The organism is Pseudomonas sp. B6002 (genome assembly GCF_013385985.1).
Classification (GTDB): domain Bacteria; phylum Pseudomonadota; class Gammaproteobacteria; order Pseudomonadales; family Pseudomonadaceae; genus Aquipseudomonas.
On sequence record NZ_JACAOY010000006.1, the window covers coordinates 109,199 to 123,046 of the forward strand.

At 62.1% G+C, this 13,848-nt stretch carries 19 protein-coding genes; 6 read left to right on the plus strand and 13 right to left on the minus strand.

The window, feature by feature from the left end; genetic code table 11:
* Positions 1 to 14: 14 nt before the first annotated feature.
* Positions 15 to 1,295, plus strand: a complete 1,281-nt coding sequence (gene serS / locus HX792_RS07635; protein ID WP_176995489.1) for a serine--tRNA ligase — start codon at positions 15 to 17, stop codon at positions 1,293 to 1,295.
* Positions 1,296 to 2,690, plus strand: coding sequence for a siroheme synthase CysG (cysG, locus tag HX792_RS07640; protein WP_176995490.1), 1,395 nt, complete (start codon positions 1,296 to 1,298; stop codon positions 2,688 to 2,690).
* 105 nt (positions 2,691 to 2,795) lie between these two features.
* On the opposite strand, the gene HX792_RS07645 is transcribed toward cysG, so the two are convergent.
* From HX792_RS07645 to tusD, 6 genes are all read right to left on the minus strand, one after another.
* Positions 2,796 to 3,791 (minus strand): glutathione S-transferase family protein, encoded by a 996-nt coding sequence (locus HX792_RS07645; protein ID WP_176995491.1) that lies wholly within the window; start codon positions 3,789 to 3,791, stop codon positions 2,796 to 2,798.
* An 88-nt stretch (positions 3,792 to 3,879) separates the two neighbouring features.
* The gene (locus HX792_RS07650) at positions 3,880 to 4,881 is read right to left on the minus strand and encodes a glycosyl transferase family protein (RefSeq protein ID WP_176995492.1); all 1,002 of its coding nucleotides are present in this window, start codon (positions 4,879 to 4,881) and stop codon (positions 3,880 to 3,882) included.
* A complete protein-coding gene (locus tag HX792_RS07655) occupies positions 4,878 to 5,213 on the minus strand; it encodes a TusE/DsrC/DsvC family sulfur relay protein (protein WP_176995493.1) in 336 nt (111 codons plus the stop codon). The genes HX792_RS07650 and HX792_RS07655 overlap by 4 nt, the downstream gene beginning before the upstream one ends.
* A complete protein-coding gene (gene tusB / locus HX792_RS07660) occupies positions 5,210 to 5,488 on the minus strand; it encodes a sulfurtransferase complex subunit TusB (RefSeq protein WP_176995494.1) in 279 nt (92 codons plus the stop codon). Before tusB ends, HX792_RS07655 begins: the two co-directional genes overlap by 4 nt.
* Positions 5,488 to 5,838, minus strand: coding sequence for a sulfurtransferase complex subunit TusC (gene tusC / locus HX792_RS07665; RefSeq protein ID WP_176995495.1), 351 nt, complete (start codon positions 5,836 to 5,838; stop codon positions 5,488 to 5,490). Before tusC ends, tusB begins: the two co-directional genes overlap by 1 nt.
* 1 nt (position 5,839) lies before the next feature.
* Complete coding sequence (gene tusD / locus HX792_RS07670) at positions 5,840 to 6,232, minus strand: sulfurtransferase complex subunit TusD (protein WP_176995496.1); 393 nt, start codon at positions 6,230 to 6,232, stop codon at positions 5,840 to 5,842.
* 157 nt (positions 6,233 to 6,389) lie between these two features.
* Here tusD and HX792_RS07675 point away from each other — a divergent pair, with 157 nt between their 5' ends.
* Positions 6,390 to 7,553 (plus strand): CaiB/BaiF CoA-transferase family protein, encoded by a 1,164-nt coding sequence (locus tag HX792_RS07675; RefSeq protein ID WP_176995497.1) that lies wholly within the window; start codon positions 6,390 to 6,392, stop codon positions 7,551 to 7,553.
* Positions 7,554 to 7,645: 92 nt separating this feature from the next.
* Here HX792_RS07675 and HX792_RS07680 read toward each other — a convergent pair whose 3' ends face one another.
* Positions 7,646 to 8,140 (minus strand): SprT family zinc-dependent metalloprotease, encoded by a 495-nt coding sequence (locus tag HX792_RS07680; protein ID WP_176995498.1) that lies wholly within the window; start codon positions 8,138 to 8,140, stop codon positions 7,646 to 7,648.
* Between the two features lie 129 nt (positions 8,141 to 8,269).
* On the minus strand, positions 8,270 to 8,872 hold the full coding sequence (locus tag HX792_RS07685; protein WP_176995499.1) for a Yip1 family protein: 603 nt from the start codon (positions 8,870 to 8,872) through the stop codon (positions 8,270 to 8,272).
* A 371-nt stretch (positions 8,873 to 9,243) separates the two neighbouring features.
* On the opposite strand from HX792_RS07685, the gene ttcA reads away from it, so the two are divergent.
* Entirely contained in the window at positions 9,244 to 10,068 is an 825-nt protein-coding gene (gene ttcA, locus HX792_RS07690) for a tRNA 2-thiocytidine(32) synthetase TtcA (RefSeq protein ID WP_176995500.1), read from the plus strand.
* 67 nt (positions 10,069 to 10,135) lie between these two features.
* A complete protein-coding gene (locus HX792_RS07695; protein ID WP_176995501.1) occupies positions 10,136 to 10,807 on the plus strand; it encodes a DNA-3-methyladenine glycosylase I in 672 nt (223 codons plus the stop codon).
* Between the two features lie 88 nt (positions 10,808 to 10,895).
* Here HX792_RS07695 and HX792_RS07700 read toward each other — a convergent pair whose 3' ends face one another.
* The 3 genes from HX792_RS07700 to arsC are packed head-to-tail and all read right to left on the minus strand — an operon-like array spanning position 10,896 to position 12,260.
* Positions 10,896 to 11,312: a DUF2069 domain-containing protein gene (locus HX792_RS07700; protein ID WP_176995502.1), complete on the minus strand. Its 417-nt coding sequence runs from the start codon at positions 11,310 to 11,312 to the stop codon at positions 10,896 to 10,898.
* Positions 11,296 to 11,910, minus strand: a complete 615-nt coding sequence (gene wrbA, locus HX792_RS07705; protein ID WP_176995503.1) for an NAD(P)H:quinone oxidoreductase — start codon at positions 11,908 to 11,910, stop codon at positions 11,296 to 11,298. The genes HX792_RS07700 and wrbA overlap by 17 nt, the downstream gene beginning before the upstream one ends.
* The gene (arsC, locus tag HX792_RS07710) at positions 11,907 to 12,260 is read right to left on the minus strand and encodes an arsenate reductase (glutaredoxin) (RefSeq protein ID WP_176995504.1); all 354 of its coding nucleotides are present in this window, start codon (positions 12,258 to 12,260) and stop codon (positions 11,907 to 11,909) included. The genes wrbA and arsC overlap by 4 nt, the downstream gene beginning before the upstream one ends.
* Before the next feature lie 115 nt (positions 12,261 to 12,375).
* Here arsC and HX792_RS07715 point away from each other — a divergent pair, with 115 nt between their 5' ends.
* A complete protein-coding gene (locus tag HX792_RS07715; protein WP_176995505.1) occupies positions 12,376 to 12,837 on the plus strand; it encodes a TlpA disulfide reductase family protein in 462 nt (153 codons plus the stop codon).
* A 133-nt stretch (positions 12,838 to 12,970) separates the two neighbouring features.
* On the opposite strand, the gene HX792_RS07720 is transcribed toward HX792_RS07715, so the two are convergent.
* Both HX792_RS07720 and HX792_RS07725 read right to left on the minus strand, forming a co-directional pair.
* Positions 12,971 to 13,375 carry an META domain-containing protein gene (locus HX792_RS07720; protein WP_176995506.1) on the minus strand — a complete coding sequence of 135 codons (405 nt, stop codon included), beginning with the start codon at positions 13,373 to 13,375 and terminating at the stop codon, positions 12,971 to 12,973.
* Complete coding sequence (locus HX792_RS07725; protein WP_176995507.1) at positions 13,372 to 13,812, minus strand: hypothetical protein; 441 nt, start codon at positions 13,810 to 13,812, stop codon at positions 13,372 to 13,374. Before HX792_RS07725 ends, HX792_RS07720 begins: the two co-directional genes overlap by 4 nt.
* Between the last annotated feature and the right edge of the window lie 36 nt (positions 13,813 to 13,848).

The following is a 13,848-nucleotide window of genomic DNA, read 5'->3' on the forward strand; positions in this document are numbered from 1 at the left end:
AACGAGAGACCGACATGCTCGATTCCAAACTGTTACGTAGCAACCTTCAGGACGTAGCGGACCGCCTGGCATCCCGTGGCTTTGCCTTGGATGTCGCGCGCATCGAAGCGCTGGAAGAACAGCGCAAGACCGTCCAGACCCGCACCGAAGCACTGCAGGCTGAGCGTAATGCGCGTTCCAAATCCATCGGTCAGGCCAAGCAGCGCGGCGAAGACATCGCGCCGTTGATGGCGGATGTCGAGCGCATGGGCACCGAGCTGTCCGAAGGCAAGGTCGAGCTGGACAAGATCCAGACCGAGCTGGACTCGATCCTGTTGGGCATTCCCAACGTGCCTCACGAATCCGTGCCGATTGGCGAAGACGAAGACGGCAACGTCGAAGTGCGCCGCTGGGGCACGCCAAAAGCCTTTGATTTCGAGATCAAGGACCACGTTGCCCTGGGCGAATTGACCGGCGGCCTGGACTTTGAAACCGCTGCGAAAATGTCCGGCGCACGCTTTGCCTTGCTGCGTGGCCCGATCGCCCGCATGCACCGTGCCCTGGCGCAGTTCATGATCAACCTGCACACCGCCGAACACGGTTACGAAGAGGCCTACACCCCTTACCTGGTGCAGGCGCCGGCGCTGGTGGGCACCAGCCAGTTGCCGAAATTCGAAGAAGACCTGTTCAAGATCAGCCGCGACGGCGAAGCCGACCTGTACCTGATCCCGACGGCCGAAGTGTCGCTGACCAACATCGTGTCCGGCGAGATTCTCGACGCCAAGCAACTGCCTCTGAAATTTGTGGCGCACAGCCCATGCTTCCGCAGCGAAGCCGGTGCCTCGGGCCGTGACACCCGCGGCATGATCCGCCAGCACCAGTTCGACAAGGTCGAGATGGTGCAAGTGGTCGAGCCGTCGAAGTCGATGGAAGCCCTGGAAGGCCTGACCGCCAACGCCGAACGCGTCCTGCAACTGCTGGAATTGCCGTACCGCGTGCTCGCGCTGTGCACCGGCGACATGGGTTTCAGCGCCGTTAAGACCTACGACCTCGAAGTGTGGGTGCCGAGCCAGGACAAGTACCGCGAGATTTCGTCGTGCTCTAACTGCGGTGATTTCCAGGCCCGTCGCATGCAGGCGCGTTTCCGTAACCCTGAAACCGGCAAGCCGGAGCTGGTGCACACCCTCAACGGTTCCGGCCTGGCCGTAGGCCGTACGCTGGTAGCCGTGTTGGAAAACTACCAGCAGGCTGACGGTTCGATCCGCGTACCGGACGTGCTGAAGCCTTACATGGCGGGCGTCGAGGTCATCCGCTAAATGGAATTTCTGCCGCTGTTTCATAACCTGCGCGGCAGTCGTGTGTTGGTCGTCGGTGGCGGGGAGATTGCCTTGCGCAAATCCCGGCTGCTGGCCGACGCCGGTGCGTTGCTGCGGGTGGTTGCTCCCCAGATCGAAAGCCAGCTCAACGAGCTGGTGCTGGGCAGTGGCGGGGAACTGATTTTGCGCGGTTATCAGGAGGCCGACCTCAACGGGTGCACCCTGATCATTGCCGCCACCGACGATGAGCCACTGAACGCGCAAGTGTCCAGTGATGCCAAGCGTCGTTGCGTGCCGGTCAATGTGGTGGACGCGCCAGCCTTGTGCAGCGTGATCTTCCCGGCAATTGTCGACCGTTCACCCTTGGTGATAGCGGTGTCCAGCGGCGGCGATGCGCCGGTGCTGGCACGCTTGATCCGCGCCAAGCTGGAAACCTGGATTCCGTCCACCTATGGCCAACTGGCCGGGTTGGCGGCGCGCTTTCGTGCCCAGGTAAAGAGTTTGTACCCGGATGTGCAGCAACGTCGTGCATTCTGGGAAGACGTCTTCCAGGGCCCGATTGCCGACCGCCAACTCGCCGGGCAGGGCGCCGAGGCCGAGCGCCTGTTGATCGAGAAGGTCAATGGCGCACCGCCAGACGCGCCAGGTGAGGTCTACTTGGTGGGCGCCGGCCCCGGCGACCCGGACCTGCTGACCTTCCGCGCCTTGCGCCTGATGCAGCAGGCTGACGTGGTGCTGTACGACCGCCTGGTCGCTCCGGCGATTCTTGAACTGTGCCGCCGCGACGCTGAACGCGTGTACGTCGGCAAGCGCCGCGCCGATCACGCTGTGCCGCAAGACCAGATCAACCAGCAATTGGTCGACCTGGCCAAGCAAGGCAAGCGCGTACTGCGCCTCAAGGGCGGCGATCCGTTCATCTTTGGGCGTGGTGGCGAAGAAATCGAGGAATTGGCCGCCCATGGCATCCCGTTCCAGGTGGTGCCGGGGATCACGGCGGCCAGCGGTTGCGCGGCGTATGCCGGGATCCCGCTGACCCATCGCGATTATGCGCAGTCGGTGCGGTTCATCACTGGGCATTTGAAGGACGGTACGTCGGATCTGCCTTGGCATGACCTTGTCGGCCCCTCGCAGACCCTGGTGTTCTACATGGGCCTGATCGGTCTGCCGATCATCTGTGAACAGCTGATCAAGCATGGTCGCGCGGCGGATACGCCTGCGGCGTTGATCCAGCAGGGCACCACGTCCAACCAGCGCGTGTTCACCGGCACCCTGGCCGACTTGCCGCGCATGGTGGCGGAGCATGAAGTGCATGCCCCGACACTGGTCATCGTCGGCGAGGTGGTGGTGCTGCGCGAAAAGCTCAAGTGGTTCGAAGGCGCCCAGTCTCAAATCTAAGGCGTAAACGCATCGCGGGCAAGCCCGCTCCCACAGGGGATCGCATTCCAATGTGGGAGCGGGCTTGCCCGCGATGAGGCCGTCAAAGCCATCCAAAATTCCGGATCAGCTCCGCACGCCTTTGGCAATCAATCGTTCACGATTGTGCTGGGTCTCGAACGCTTGCACCGGCCCTTTCGGCACAATCCCCGTCGGATTGATCGTGCGATGGCTCGCGTAGTAATGCCCCTTGATGTGCGCAAAATCCACTGTCTCGGCCACCCCCGGCCACTGATACATTTCCCTCAGCCAGTTCGACAGGTTCGGATAATCCGCAATCCGCCGCAAATTGCATTTGAAGTGCCCGTAGTACACCGCATCAAAGCGAATCAGCGTGGTGAACAGGCGCACATCGGCTTCGGTCAGGTATTCACCGGCCAAGTAGCGATGATCTCTCAGGTGTTGCTCCAGATAATCCAGCTCGGCAAACACATCATCAAACGCACTTTCGTACGCCTGCTGCGACGTGGCGAAGCCTGCGCGGTACACGCCGTTGTTCACAGCGGGATAGATGCGCTCGTTCAGGGCGTCGATGGTCGGGCGCAGGGCCTCGGGGTAGAAGTCCAGGGTGTTGCCGGTCAGCCCGTTGAAGGCGCTGTTGAACATGCGGATGATCTCCGCCGACTCATTGCTCACGATGCGCTTGAGCTTCTTGTCCCACAGCACGGGCACGGTGACGCGGCCGGTGTAGTCGGCGGTATCGGCGGTGTAGCGTTGGTGCATGAAGTCGAAACCATCCAGCCTGTCGCCGGTGGAGCCGTGGGCCTTGTCGAAGGTCCAGCCATTCTCCAGCATCAACCAACTGACCACCGACACGTCGATCAAGTCTTCCAGGCCCTTGAGCTTGCGCAGGATCAGGGTGCGATGGGCCCAGGGGCAGGCCAGGGACACATACAGGTGATAGCGGCCGGCCTCGGCCTTGAAGCCGCCTTCGCCGCTCGGGCCGGGCGCGCCGTCGGCGGTGACCCAGTTCCGGCGTTGTGCCTGTTCGCGTTGGAATGCGCCATCGGCGCTACTTTCGTACCACTGGTCTTTCCAGTGTCCTTCGATCAGCAAGCCCATGACTGGCTCCTCGGCTAATAAGCGTTGGAGGCCAGTCTAAAGGGCTGAGTTCGATTTAAAAGCGCAAAGACCGGGCGTGAATAATCGATTAAATCGATTTGTCCCGCGCGTCCCAGTACTGCTGGGCCAGCACGAACGCCTGTTCCCGCGTGTGGCCGAGGCCGCGCAGGGCGAGGGCCATGGTGGCGATCAGCGCCAGTTGCGGGTAGCTGTCTTCAACATCGCCACGCCACAGGGCCTTGAGGTGTTCGGGTTCCAGCGTGGCAGGCTTGACGTGGCGCTCGGCGGAGAGGGCGGGCCATTCCTCGTCCCAGCTTTCGCCGTCGGTGGTGCCGTACAGGTGGCTGGCGGAGTCGGGGTTGATCTCGATTTCGCCGCCGTCGCCTTTCACCACAATCACGTTGTCGCCGAGCAAGCCGCTGGCATCGCGGTGCACGCCCTGATAGCCCGGGTGGAAGATGCTTTGCAGGCCCAGGCGCGCATTCAGCGGGTTGAGCAGGCGCGCCAGGGAGTGGATCGGCGAGCGCAGGCCCAGGGTGTTGCGCAGGTCAATCATGCGTTGCAGTTGCGGCGCCCAGTCGCCCAGCGGAATAAACGCCAGGTTGCCGTGCTCATAGGCGGCCTCGACCTGCTGCCAGTTGCGGCACAGCGGGATCTGTAAACCTTCCAGCAATTGTTCGGTATACAGCCGACCGGCCGTGTGGGCGCCGCCGCCGTGCATGAGGATGCGCACGCCGTTCTGTGCCAGGCACTTGGCCGCCAGCAGGTACCACGGCAGGTGGCGCTTCTTGCCAGCGTAGGTCGGCCAGTCGACATCCACGTTCAACGCCGGGGCGTCGAGCCGTTCGCGCACGGCTTCGGTGAAGCCGGCGAGTTCTTCCGGGCTTTCTTCCTTGTGGCGCAGCAGCATCAGGAAGGCGCCGAGCTGGGTGTCTTCGACTTTTTCGTCGAGCAGCATGCCCATGGCTTCGCGGGCTTCCTCGCGGGTGAGGTTGCGCGCGCCGCGCTTGCCTTTGCCCAGGATGCGCACGAACTGCGCAAACGGGTGTTCGGCCGGGGTTTGGAGGGTCAGCGGGGCAAAGTCGGTCATAAGCAATTCGTCGGCCTGGGCAGGCCCGCCAGCTTGGCGGCGAGTTTGGCGGGAGTGCCGTTGAAGAGTTTGTTGAGGTGCAGGCTGTTGCCCTTTTCCGCGCCGAGCTTCAAGGCGGTGTACTTAATCAGTGGGCGCGTGGCCGGGGACAGCTGGAACTCGGCATAGAAACCGCGCAGCAATTCGAGGATTTCCCAGTGGGCCGGGGTCAGCTCCAGCGCTTCAATGGCAGCGAGAGCGTTGGCCACGTCGGCAGACCATTGGTTGAGGTCGACGAGGTAGCCGTCCTTGTCCAGCTCAAGGGTGCGTTCGCCTACGGTCAGGGTGTTCATAGCCAAGTGTTGACCTTGTCGTAGTCGAGCGACAGTTGTACGAAACCCGGGTAGTCGACGCTGTCGGCCCAGTCCGGCAGGGGCAGGTTACGCGCCTGCATATCCTCGGCCAGCACAAACACCTTCACGCCCTGGGTGTGCAGGGCGGGGGCATGGAGCCCGTAGGCGCCGTCGCCGCACAGCAGGATTGCGTCCTCGGCGCCGCAGATACGCAGGCAGCTGTCGAGGCGGCTATCGGAAAACGGCGAGTGAGACACCACGTGTAGAGTCGACATCAGAGGGTAATCACCTGGTCGTAACGGTCAATCAATTCGGAAATGGCTTCGTTGCTCAACGGTTGCGCCTCGGTGGGTGGCGTCAAGCCCCGCACGGCCATGCTGTGACGGCAAACAAATACATCGTCGATGCCGAACAGCCCCAATGCCTTCAGATTGGCGCTGAGGTCCTTCTGTTGCACGGCCTTGGCATTCTGGTGCGGTGCCAGCTGGAACACGCCGTCATCCATGAACAGCAGGCCGATGGGCAGATCGAAGGCGCCACCGGCCAGTACGATGTCCAGGGCTTCCCGCGCACTCGGGCCGGACCATGGGGCCTGGCGGCTGATCACCAATAAGGATTTGGACATCTCACGGCCCTCCAAAGCAGATCAGGCGGTCGGCGGCCTGCGCAGCATCGTGCAACTGCCCCAGGCCGGAGAGCGCCCAGGGCGCTTCCAGGTTCACCGCGCTGCGTTGATAACGCGTGGCTTCCTCCTGGTTGAGCACGCCACGGCGCAGGGCGGCGGCGATGCACACCACGCCATCAAGCCCATGCTCGCTGACAAATTCGCGCCATTGGCGGGCGATGTCTTGCTCATCCTGGGGGGCGACGATGTTATTGGAGGCGCTGTAGACGCCATCCTGATAGAAAAACAGCCGAACAATCTCGTGCCCGCCCGCCAGCGCGGCCTTGGCAAACAGCAAGGCGCGGCGCGAGGAGGGCGCATGGGCGGCGGAAAACAGGGCAATTGCAAACTTCATGGAACACTCTGCCAGCAAACGTGGGCCAATGATAAAGCCGCCGCCACGAAAAAGCCCGCCGTGATCAAAACGGTCACTGTCGCTGACCGTTCCGGCGATTGCCGACGGGCGCAAGGCTGCCTAGTCTGTGGGCACCCGAAACGGAATTGGAGTGCCCATGTCAGGTCCCTTGGCGTCCCTCAAAGTGCTGGATTTTTCCACCTTGCTGCCCGGCCCGTTTGCGTCGTTGATGCTGGCGGACATGGGCGCCGAGGTGCTGCGTATCGAATCGCCCACACGCCCGGACTTGCTGCGGATATTGCCGCCCCACGACCTCGGCACTTCGGCGAGCCACGCCTACCTCAATCGCAACAAACGCAGCCTGGCGCTGGACCTCAAACAGGCCGAGGCGCTGGAGATTGTGCGTGAGCTGGTCAAGGACTACGACATTGTTCTGGAACAGTTCCGGCCCGGGGTGATGGAGCGCCTGGGCCTGGGGTATGAGGCGCTGAAGGCGATCAACCCCAGGCTGATTTATGTGTCGATCACCGGTTATGGCCAGACCGGCCCCTACAAGGACCGCGCCGGGCACGATATCAATTACCTGGCGCTGGCGGGGGTGGCCAGCTACACAGGGCGCCAGGACAGCGGGCCGGTGCCGCTGGGCGTGCAGCTGGCGGATGTGGGCGGGGGCTCGTTGCATGCGGTGGTGGGGTTGCTGGCGGCGGTCGTCGCCCGGCAACAGAGCGGGGTGGGTCAGTACCTGGATGTGAGCATGACTGATTGCTCGTTCAGCCTGAACGCCATGGCCGGCGCGGGCTACCTGGCGTGCGGAGTGGAGCCGGCGCGGGAAAGCCATGTGCTCAATGGCGGCAGTTTTTACGATTATTACCGCTCGCGGGATGGGCGCTGGATGTCGGTGGGCAGCCTGGAACCGGCGTTCATGCAGCAGCTCTGCGAGGCGCTGGGGCGGCCGGAGTTGGCGGCGCTGGGCTTGTCGCCCAAACTCAAGGCAGCCCTGCAGGTTGAATTTGAGAAGCGCAGCTTTGATGAGCTGTGTGAGCTGTTCGCCGGGGTGGATGCGTGCGTGGAGCCGGTGCTGAGCTTGAGCGAGGCCGTGGAGCATCCACAGCTTAAGGCGCGGCAACTGGTGAGCCAGGTGCCGAGGGGGGATGGGTCGACCCAGGCGCAATTGGCCTGTCCGTTGAAATTTTCCGAGGGTTTGCCGCCGCCACGGCATATCGGTGCTGTGGTGGGAGCGCACACCGATGAAGTGCTGGCGCAGTTAGGGTTCAGTGTTCAGCGGATAGCCGAGTTGCGGCAGGCCAAAGTTGTAGGGTGACTGTACGGGCGCTATCGCAGGCAAGCCAGCTCCCACAGTTGATCGGCGACGCGGTCAAAATGTGGGAGCGGGCTTGCCCGCGATGAGGCCCTTTATTCCACCCGGGTTTCCCCGGTAAACACCAAGGTCTGCCGACACCGCCGACACAAATACCGCCGCCCCTGGGCCACCAGACCATGGCGCTGCGAGGAAAACGGAAAATCACTGTCCGCACACGGGCAGCGGTAGATATAGCGGGTCACCTGGCGGCGCTTCACTTCATAGGTGTGGCAACGATCAGGCGGCAGCTCGTAGACCCCGCGCATGATCAATTGCCATTCCTCGCCATGGGGCTGGATGCGCTCGCCAAACAATTGGTGTGCGATCAGGTGCGCCACTTCGTGGGCCACGGTCTGCTTGAGGAAGTGTTGGGTGTTTTCACGGTACAACTGTGGGTTGAAACGCAGCAGGTTCTCGTGCAAATGCGCGACACCGGCCTTCTGGCCCCGCAGCTTGAGGCTGACCTGGGGGCGTTTGAAACTTCGTTTGAAAAAGGATTCGGCTTGCAGGAAACAATCTTCGACGCGGGTATTGAGTTGCTCGGGCATGCTGTACATATCTCCAGAGACGTCCAGTATGCCGCAAAGCAGGGTGTTTCCGAATCTGTCAGGCGCCGAATGGTCATGCATAACGCACAAAGCCACCTTGCGGTGGCCTTGCTCACGGTTTAAAAGCGCCTAATTGGTGTAGATCGGTCCCACACCCAGGCCCCACACGATCACGGTAAACGCCATGATCGCCACCAGCACCACCAGGCCCACGGCCAGTACCGAGCTGGAAAACAGGAAGCCCTCATCCGGGTCGATGTTCATGAAGGTGGGCAGCCCCACATATAAGAGGTACACCGTGTAGCAGATCGCCGCCGTGCCCAAGATCATGCCCAGCCACATATGCGGGTAGAGCGCGGCCAGCCCACCGATGAACAGGGGCGTGGCGGTGTAGGTGGCAAATGCGACGCAGCGCGCCATGCTGGGGTTGGCGTCGTAGGTGCGCGCCATCCAATGGATGAACGCACCCATCACCGCCACGCCGCCGAGCATGGCCGCGTAGGACATGATGGTCATCCACAATGCGCTTTCCTGGGTCAACATCACCGGCGCCCGGCTGCCGATGACCCAACCGACCTGGGTGGTACCGATAAAGGCTGATACGGCGGGGATCGCCGCGAGAATCAGGGTGTGAGTGAGGTACATGTGGCTGATGCTTTCTTCTTTATCGCCACGGATTTCCCGCCATTCCTGGTCGGGATGGGTAAAAAGCCCCACGACGTGATGGATCATGCCAGTCACTCCTGTCGTTATTACCATCGCCCCCCATCGGAGCGCCCACGGGCCAAATGGCCACAAAGGTCTGGATGTATGTGCGACCTCAAGTCGCAGTATAGGAAGTGATGACCGGAAAAACTGTAGGGCTTTAGAGCAAATCGCGCTGTAAACAGGGGGCTTAATCGCGGCGAGGTCTGTCTAAATTGCTACGGTCGATGTGGGAGCTGGCTTGCCTGCGAAAGCGGCGGGTCAGCAACAGATGAGTTGGCTGACCCACTGCTTTCTCAGGCAAGCCAGCTCCCACATTGGATCGTCGTCGCCCATTGAAGTATTTTTGCGTAAAATGCTGCGCTTTTCGTCACACACCTCTAGCGGATCCAAGCGCCATGGGCACTCTTACGGTCAACCAGAACAAACTGCAAAAACGCCTGCGTCGCCTGGCCGGTGAAGCGGTCGCCGATTTCAATATGATCGAGGACGGCGATAAGGTCATGGTCTGCCTCTCCGGCGGCAAAGACAGCTACACCATGCTCGACGTGCTGTTGCACCTGCAGAAGGTCGCACCGATCAAGTTCGAGATCGTGGCCGTCAACATGGACCAGAAACAACCCGGCTTTCCCGAGCACGTGCTGCCGGCCTACCTCAAAGAGCTGGGCGTGGAGTACCACATCGTCGAGAAAGACACCTATTCGGTGGTCAAGGAACTGATCCCGGAAGGCAAGACCACCTGCTCGCTGTGCTCCCGCCTGCGCCGTGGCACGCTCTACACCTTCGCCGATGAAATCGGCGCAACCAAAATGGCACTGGGGCATCACCGCGACGACATCGTCGAGACCTTCTTCCTCAATATGTTCTTCAACGGCTCCCTCAAGGCCATGCCGCCCAAGCTGCGTGCCGACGACGGGCGCAACGTGGTGATTCGCCCGCTGGCGTATTGCAACGAGAAGGACATCCAGGCCTACTCCGACCTCAAGCAGTTCCCGATCATCCCGTGCAACCTGTGCGGTTCCCAGGAAAACCTGCAGCGCCAGGTGGTCAAGGAGATGCTGGTGGACTGGGAACGCAAGACCCCGGGCCGTACCGAGAGCATTTTCCGCAGCCTGCAGAACGTACAGCCGTCACAGTTGGCTGACCGCAACCTGTTCGATTTCACCAGTTTGAAGATTGACGAGACGGCCGCATCGCGCTTCGTCAATGTTGTGAACCTCTGAGCGATTTCAATGCTCTGACACACGGCGCTCGCGGGCGCCGTTTTCAATTCCATTGCCAGGAGAGGGCATGCGCGATTACAAGTGGCTGCACGAATATTGTCTGAACCGTTTTGGTTCGGCGGCCGAGCTGGAAGCCCATCTGCCTGTACCCCACACCCCGGCGCAACTGCGCAAGATCAGCGATGACCGCTACCTGTCCACACTGGCGCTGCGTGTGTTTCGCGCGGGGCTCAAGCACAGCGTGGTGGATGCCAAGTGGCCGGCGTTCGAAAAGGTGTTTTTCGGCTTCGACCCGGAAAAAGTCGTGTTGATGGGCGCCGAACATTTGGAGCGACTGATGCAGGACACCAGCATCATCCGCCACCTGGGCAAGCTCAAGAGCGTGCCGCGCAATGCGCAGATGATCCTCGACATCCAGCAGGAGAAGGGCAGCTTCGGTGCCTTTATCGCCGACTGGCCGGTGACGGATATCGTCGGGCTGTGGAAGTACCTGAGCAAGCACGGGCATCAGTTGGGCGGGTTGTCGGCGCCACGCTTCTTGCGCATGGTGGGCAAGGACACCTTTGTGCCCAGTTATGACGTGGTGGCGGCGTTGAACGCGCAGAAGATCATCGACAAGGTGCCGACCAGCTTGCGGGATCTGGCGACGGTGCAGGGGGCGTTCAACCAGTGGCATGCCGAGAGTGGGCGGCCGATGTGCCAGCTGTCGATGATGCTGGCTTACACAGTGAATCATTGAGGCCATGGTGAGGCTATCGCCGGCAAGCCGGCTCCTACACGGAATGTGCGTTTCCCTGTAGGAGCCGGCTTGCCGGCGATAGCGGTCTTCAGGCCACCACAGCCTCAGCCAGCCGCCGATTGAGCTGATGCCGCCACCGCACATACAACAACGCCGTACAAAACACCGCCAGGCTCGCCAACATCTCCAGCACCCCGAACCACTGCCGGTTCGGGTCATAAGCCGCCAGCGCACCCTTGATGAAATACAGATTCACCACAAAGCACATCCACGAATACCCACGTGCGCTACCGAGCAACATCCCCGGCGCGAGGATCAGCAGCGGCACCAGTTCGATCACTAGGATCACCCACGGCCGCGCACCATGCAGGTCGGCGATGAACAGGTAATACACGCATAACAACCCCACCAGGCCCAGGAACGCCAGCAGGCTCAGTACGCGAGCGACTTTGACCCGTGGCTCCAGCCACGCCTGGGCCGGCAGGACCTTAGGCTTCCTGGCCACGGCCGTTCTCCAGCAGGATCGCGGTTTTCGCCAGGCGCAGGCCCAGGGCGCGGCACAGGGTGATTTCGTGCTGATCGAGCATGCGTTTGCCGTCCGGGCCCGAGTGGTGGCTGGCGCCATACGGCGTGCCGCCGCCCTGGGTGTCGAGCAGGGCTTGCTCGCTGTAGGGCAGGCCGGTGATCAGCATGCCGTGGTGCAGCAGCGGCAGCAGCATCGACATCAAGGTGGTTTCCTGGCCGCCATGCAGGCTGGCGGTGGAGGTAAACACCCCGGCCGGCTTGCCGACAAGGGCGCCGGTGAGCCACAGGTTGCTGGTGCCGTCGAGGAAGTACTTGAGCGGCGCCGCCATATTGCCGAAGCGGGTCGGGCTGCCCAGGGCCAGGCCCGAGCAATTTTTCAAGTCATCCAGGCTGGCATACAGCGCGCCTTCGTCCGGAATGCTGGGGGCCACGGACTCGCACTCGGCAGAAATCGCCGGCACCGTGCGCAGGCGCGCTTCCAGTCCGGCCTGCTCGATGCCCCGGGCAATCTGGCGGGCCATTTCGCTCACCGAGCCATTGCGGCTGTAATACAGCACCAGCACATACGGCGTCGTCACGGCAGGATCTCCAGCACGTTTTCCGGCGGGCGGCCGATGATGGCTTTATCGGCGGTTTCCAGGATCGGGCGTTCCATCAACTTGGGGTGCTCGGCGATGGCGGCGATCAGTTGCGCCTCGCTGAGGCTGGCGTCGGCCAGGTTGAGGGTTTTGTATTCGTCTTCGCCGGTGCGCAGCAGTTGGCGGGCGCTGAGGCCGAGCTTGGCCAGCAGGGCCTTCAACTGCGCCGCGTCCAGTGGGGTTTCCAGGTAGCGCACCACGGTCGGGGTGAGGCCACGGGCTTCCAGCAGTTCCAGCGCACCGCGGGATTTCGAGCAGCGCGGGTTGTGATAAAGCGTCAGATCGGTCATGTGCGGGTCGCATCTTGCGTAAGGTGGCGGGTATTCTACCCGGGCTGCGCCCCGTCCTTAAACCGTAAGAGGCGATAGGTCGCAGCCAACGTTCATTTTTGCGAAGGATTACCCCATGACAAGGCGACTGATCGGTGCATTGGCGATCATCACAACCCTGCTGCTCAGCGGCTGCGGTAACGATTACGGCGTTGACCAATATGGCAAGAAAGTGGCGGCCGAGCGCCTGGACAAGCAATGGGTGGTGGTCAACTACTGGGCCGAATGGTGTGGCCCGTGCCGCACGGAAATCCCGGAGCTCAATGCCCTGGCCGAGCAACTGAAAGCGCAGAAGGTGGGGGTGTTCGGGGTCAACTTCGACAATGTGCAGGGTGAAGAACTCAAGGCCGCCAGCGAGAAGCTGGGGATCAAGTTCACCGTGCTGGCGCAGAACCCGGAAGAGATTTTCGATATCCCGCGCAGCGAGGCGTTGCCGGTGACCTACATCATCGATGACAAGGGCAAGGTGCGCGAGCAATTGATGGGTGAGCAGACGGCGGAAGGGGTGCTGGCCAAGCTCAAGGCGCTGCGCGGATAAACAGCGGGGAGCCGGCTGGTGTGGGAGCTGGCTTGCCTGCGATGCGGGCGGCGCGGTGTATCAGGTGCGCCGCAGCGATGTCATCGCAGGCAAGCCAGCTCCCACAGAGAAGCCAGCCGAATCTGAGGTTGGGTCAGCCTTCTTCGAGCCACAGGCGGATCGGCAGGCCATCGGCCGGCCAGAAACGCGTCTGCTCGATCGGTGAAATGTCCCAGCGCTGTACGCCTTGCAAGGCCTGGAAGAAGCGGTGTTCCTGCTCCATCAGGGCCTCGGCGCAGAGCTTGCGGGTGCTGCCGATCTTGCCGAAGCTGAGCTTATCGCCATCGACGGTGTAGGGCGCGAACCAGTGGTTGCAGCCGCCGTTGCCGTAGGCGCGACCATCGGCGCCCAGGGTGACGGTCAGGTGCGCGTAGTCCATCAGCGGCCGCTCACCGATCCATTCCACCACGTAGCTGTGGTCCTGCTTGAGCTTGACCGCATCCCCGGCACAGCCGGCAAGGCCTGCACCGAGGGCAGCGAGCAGAAGCAGGCCTTTCATTGCGCGGCCTGCTGGCATTTCGGGCAGCGGTGCTTGTCGCCTTCGCTGGCCCAGCCCAATTCCTTGATGCGTGCATTGGCCGCCGGTTGCAGCGGTTCTTTGGTCAGCTTGGTTTCCACTGCGAATTCAAACTCCAGCACGCTGTCGCAGCTGTCGCAGTTGACCTTCCAGGTGTGAATTTCCAGTTCGCCGAATTTCGGCCCCTGGGCCATGGCGACCCATTGACCCGCCGGGCGGATGGAGTAGCGCGCGTCACCTTCGACGGTAAGGCGCATCGACAGGGTTTTACTGCCGCGCAGGGTGACGATCAGAACGTCGCCGTTCTTGATCGCGCCACCGTTGCCGGTGACTTGGTAACGGCCCGGCACCAGGGCGCGGCATTCGATCAGGGTGTGTTGCGGGCTCAGCAAGCTGAAGCGGAAATCGTGTTCGGCCATGGATCCTCCAAATAGGCGCGGCATCCTATCACGGGT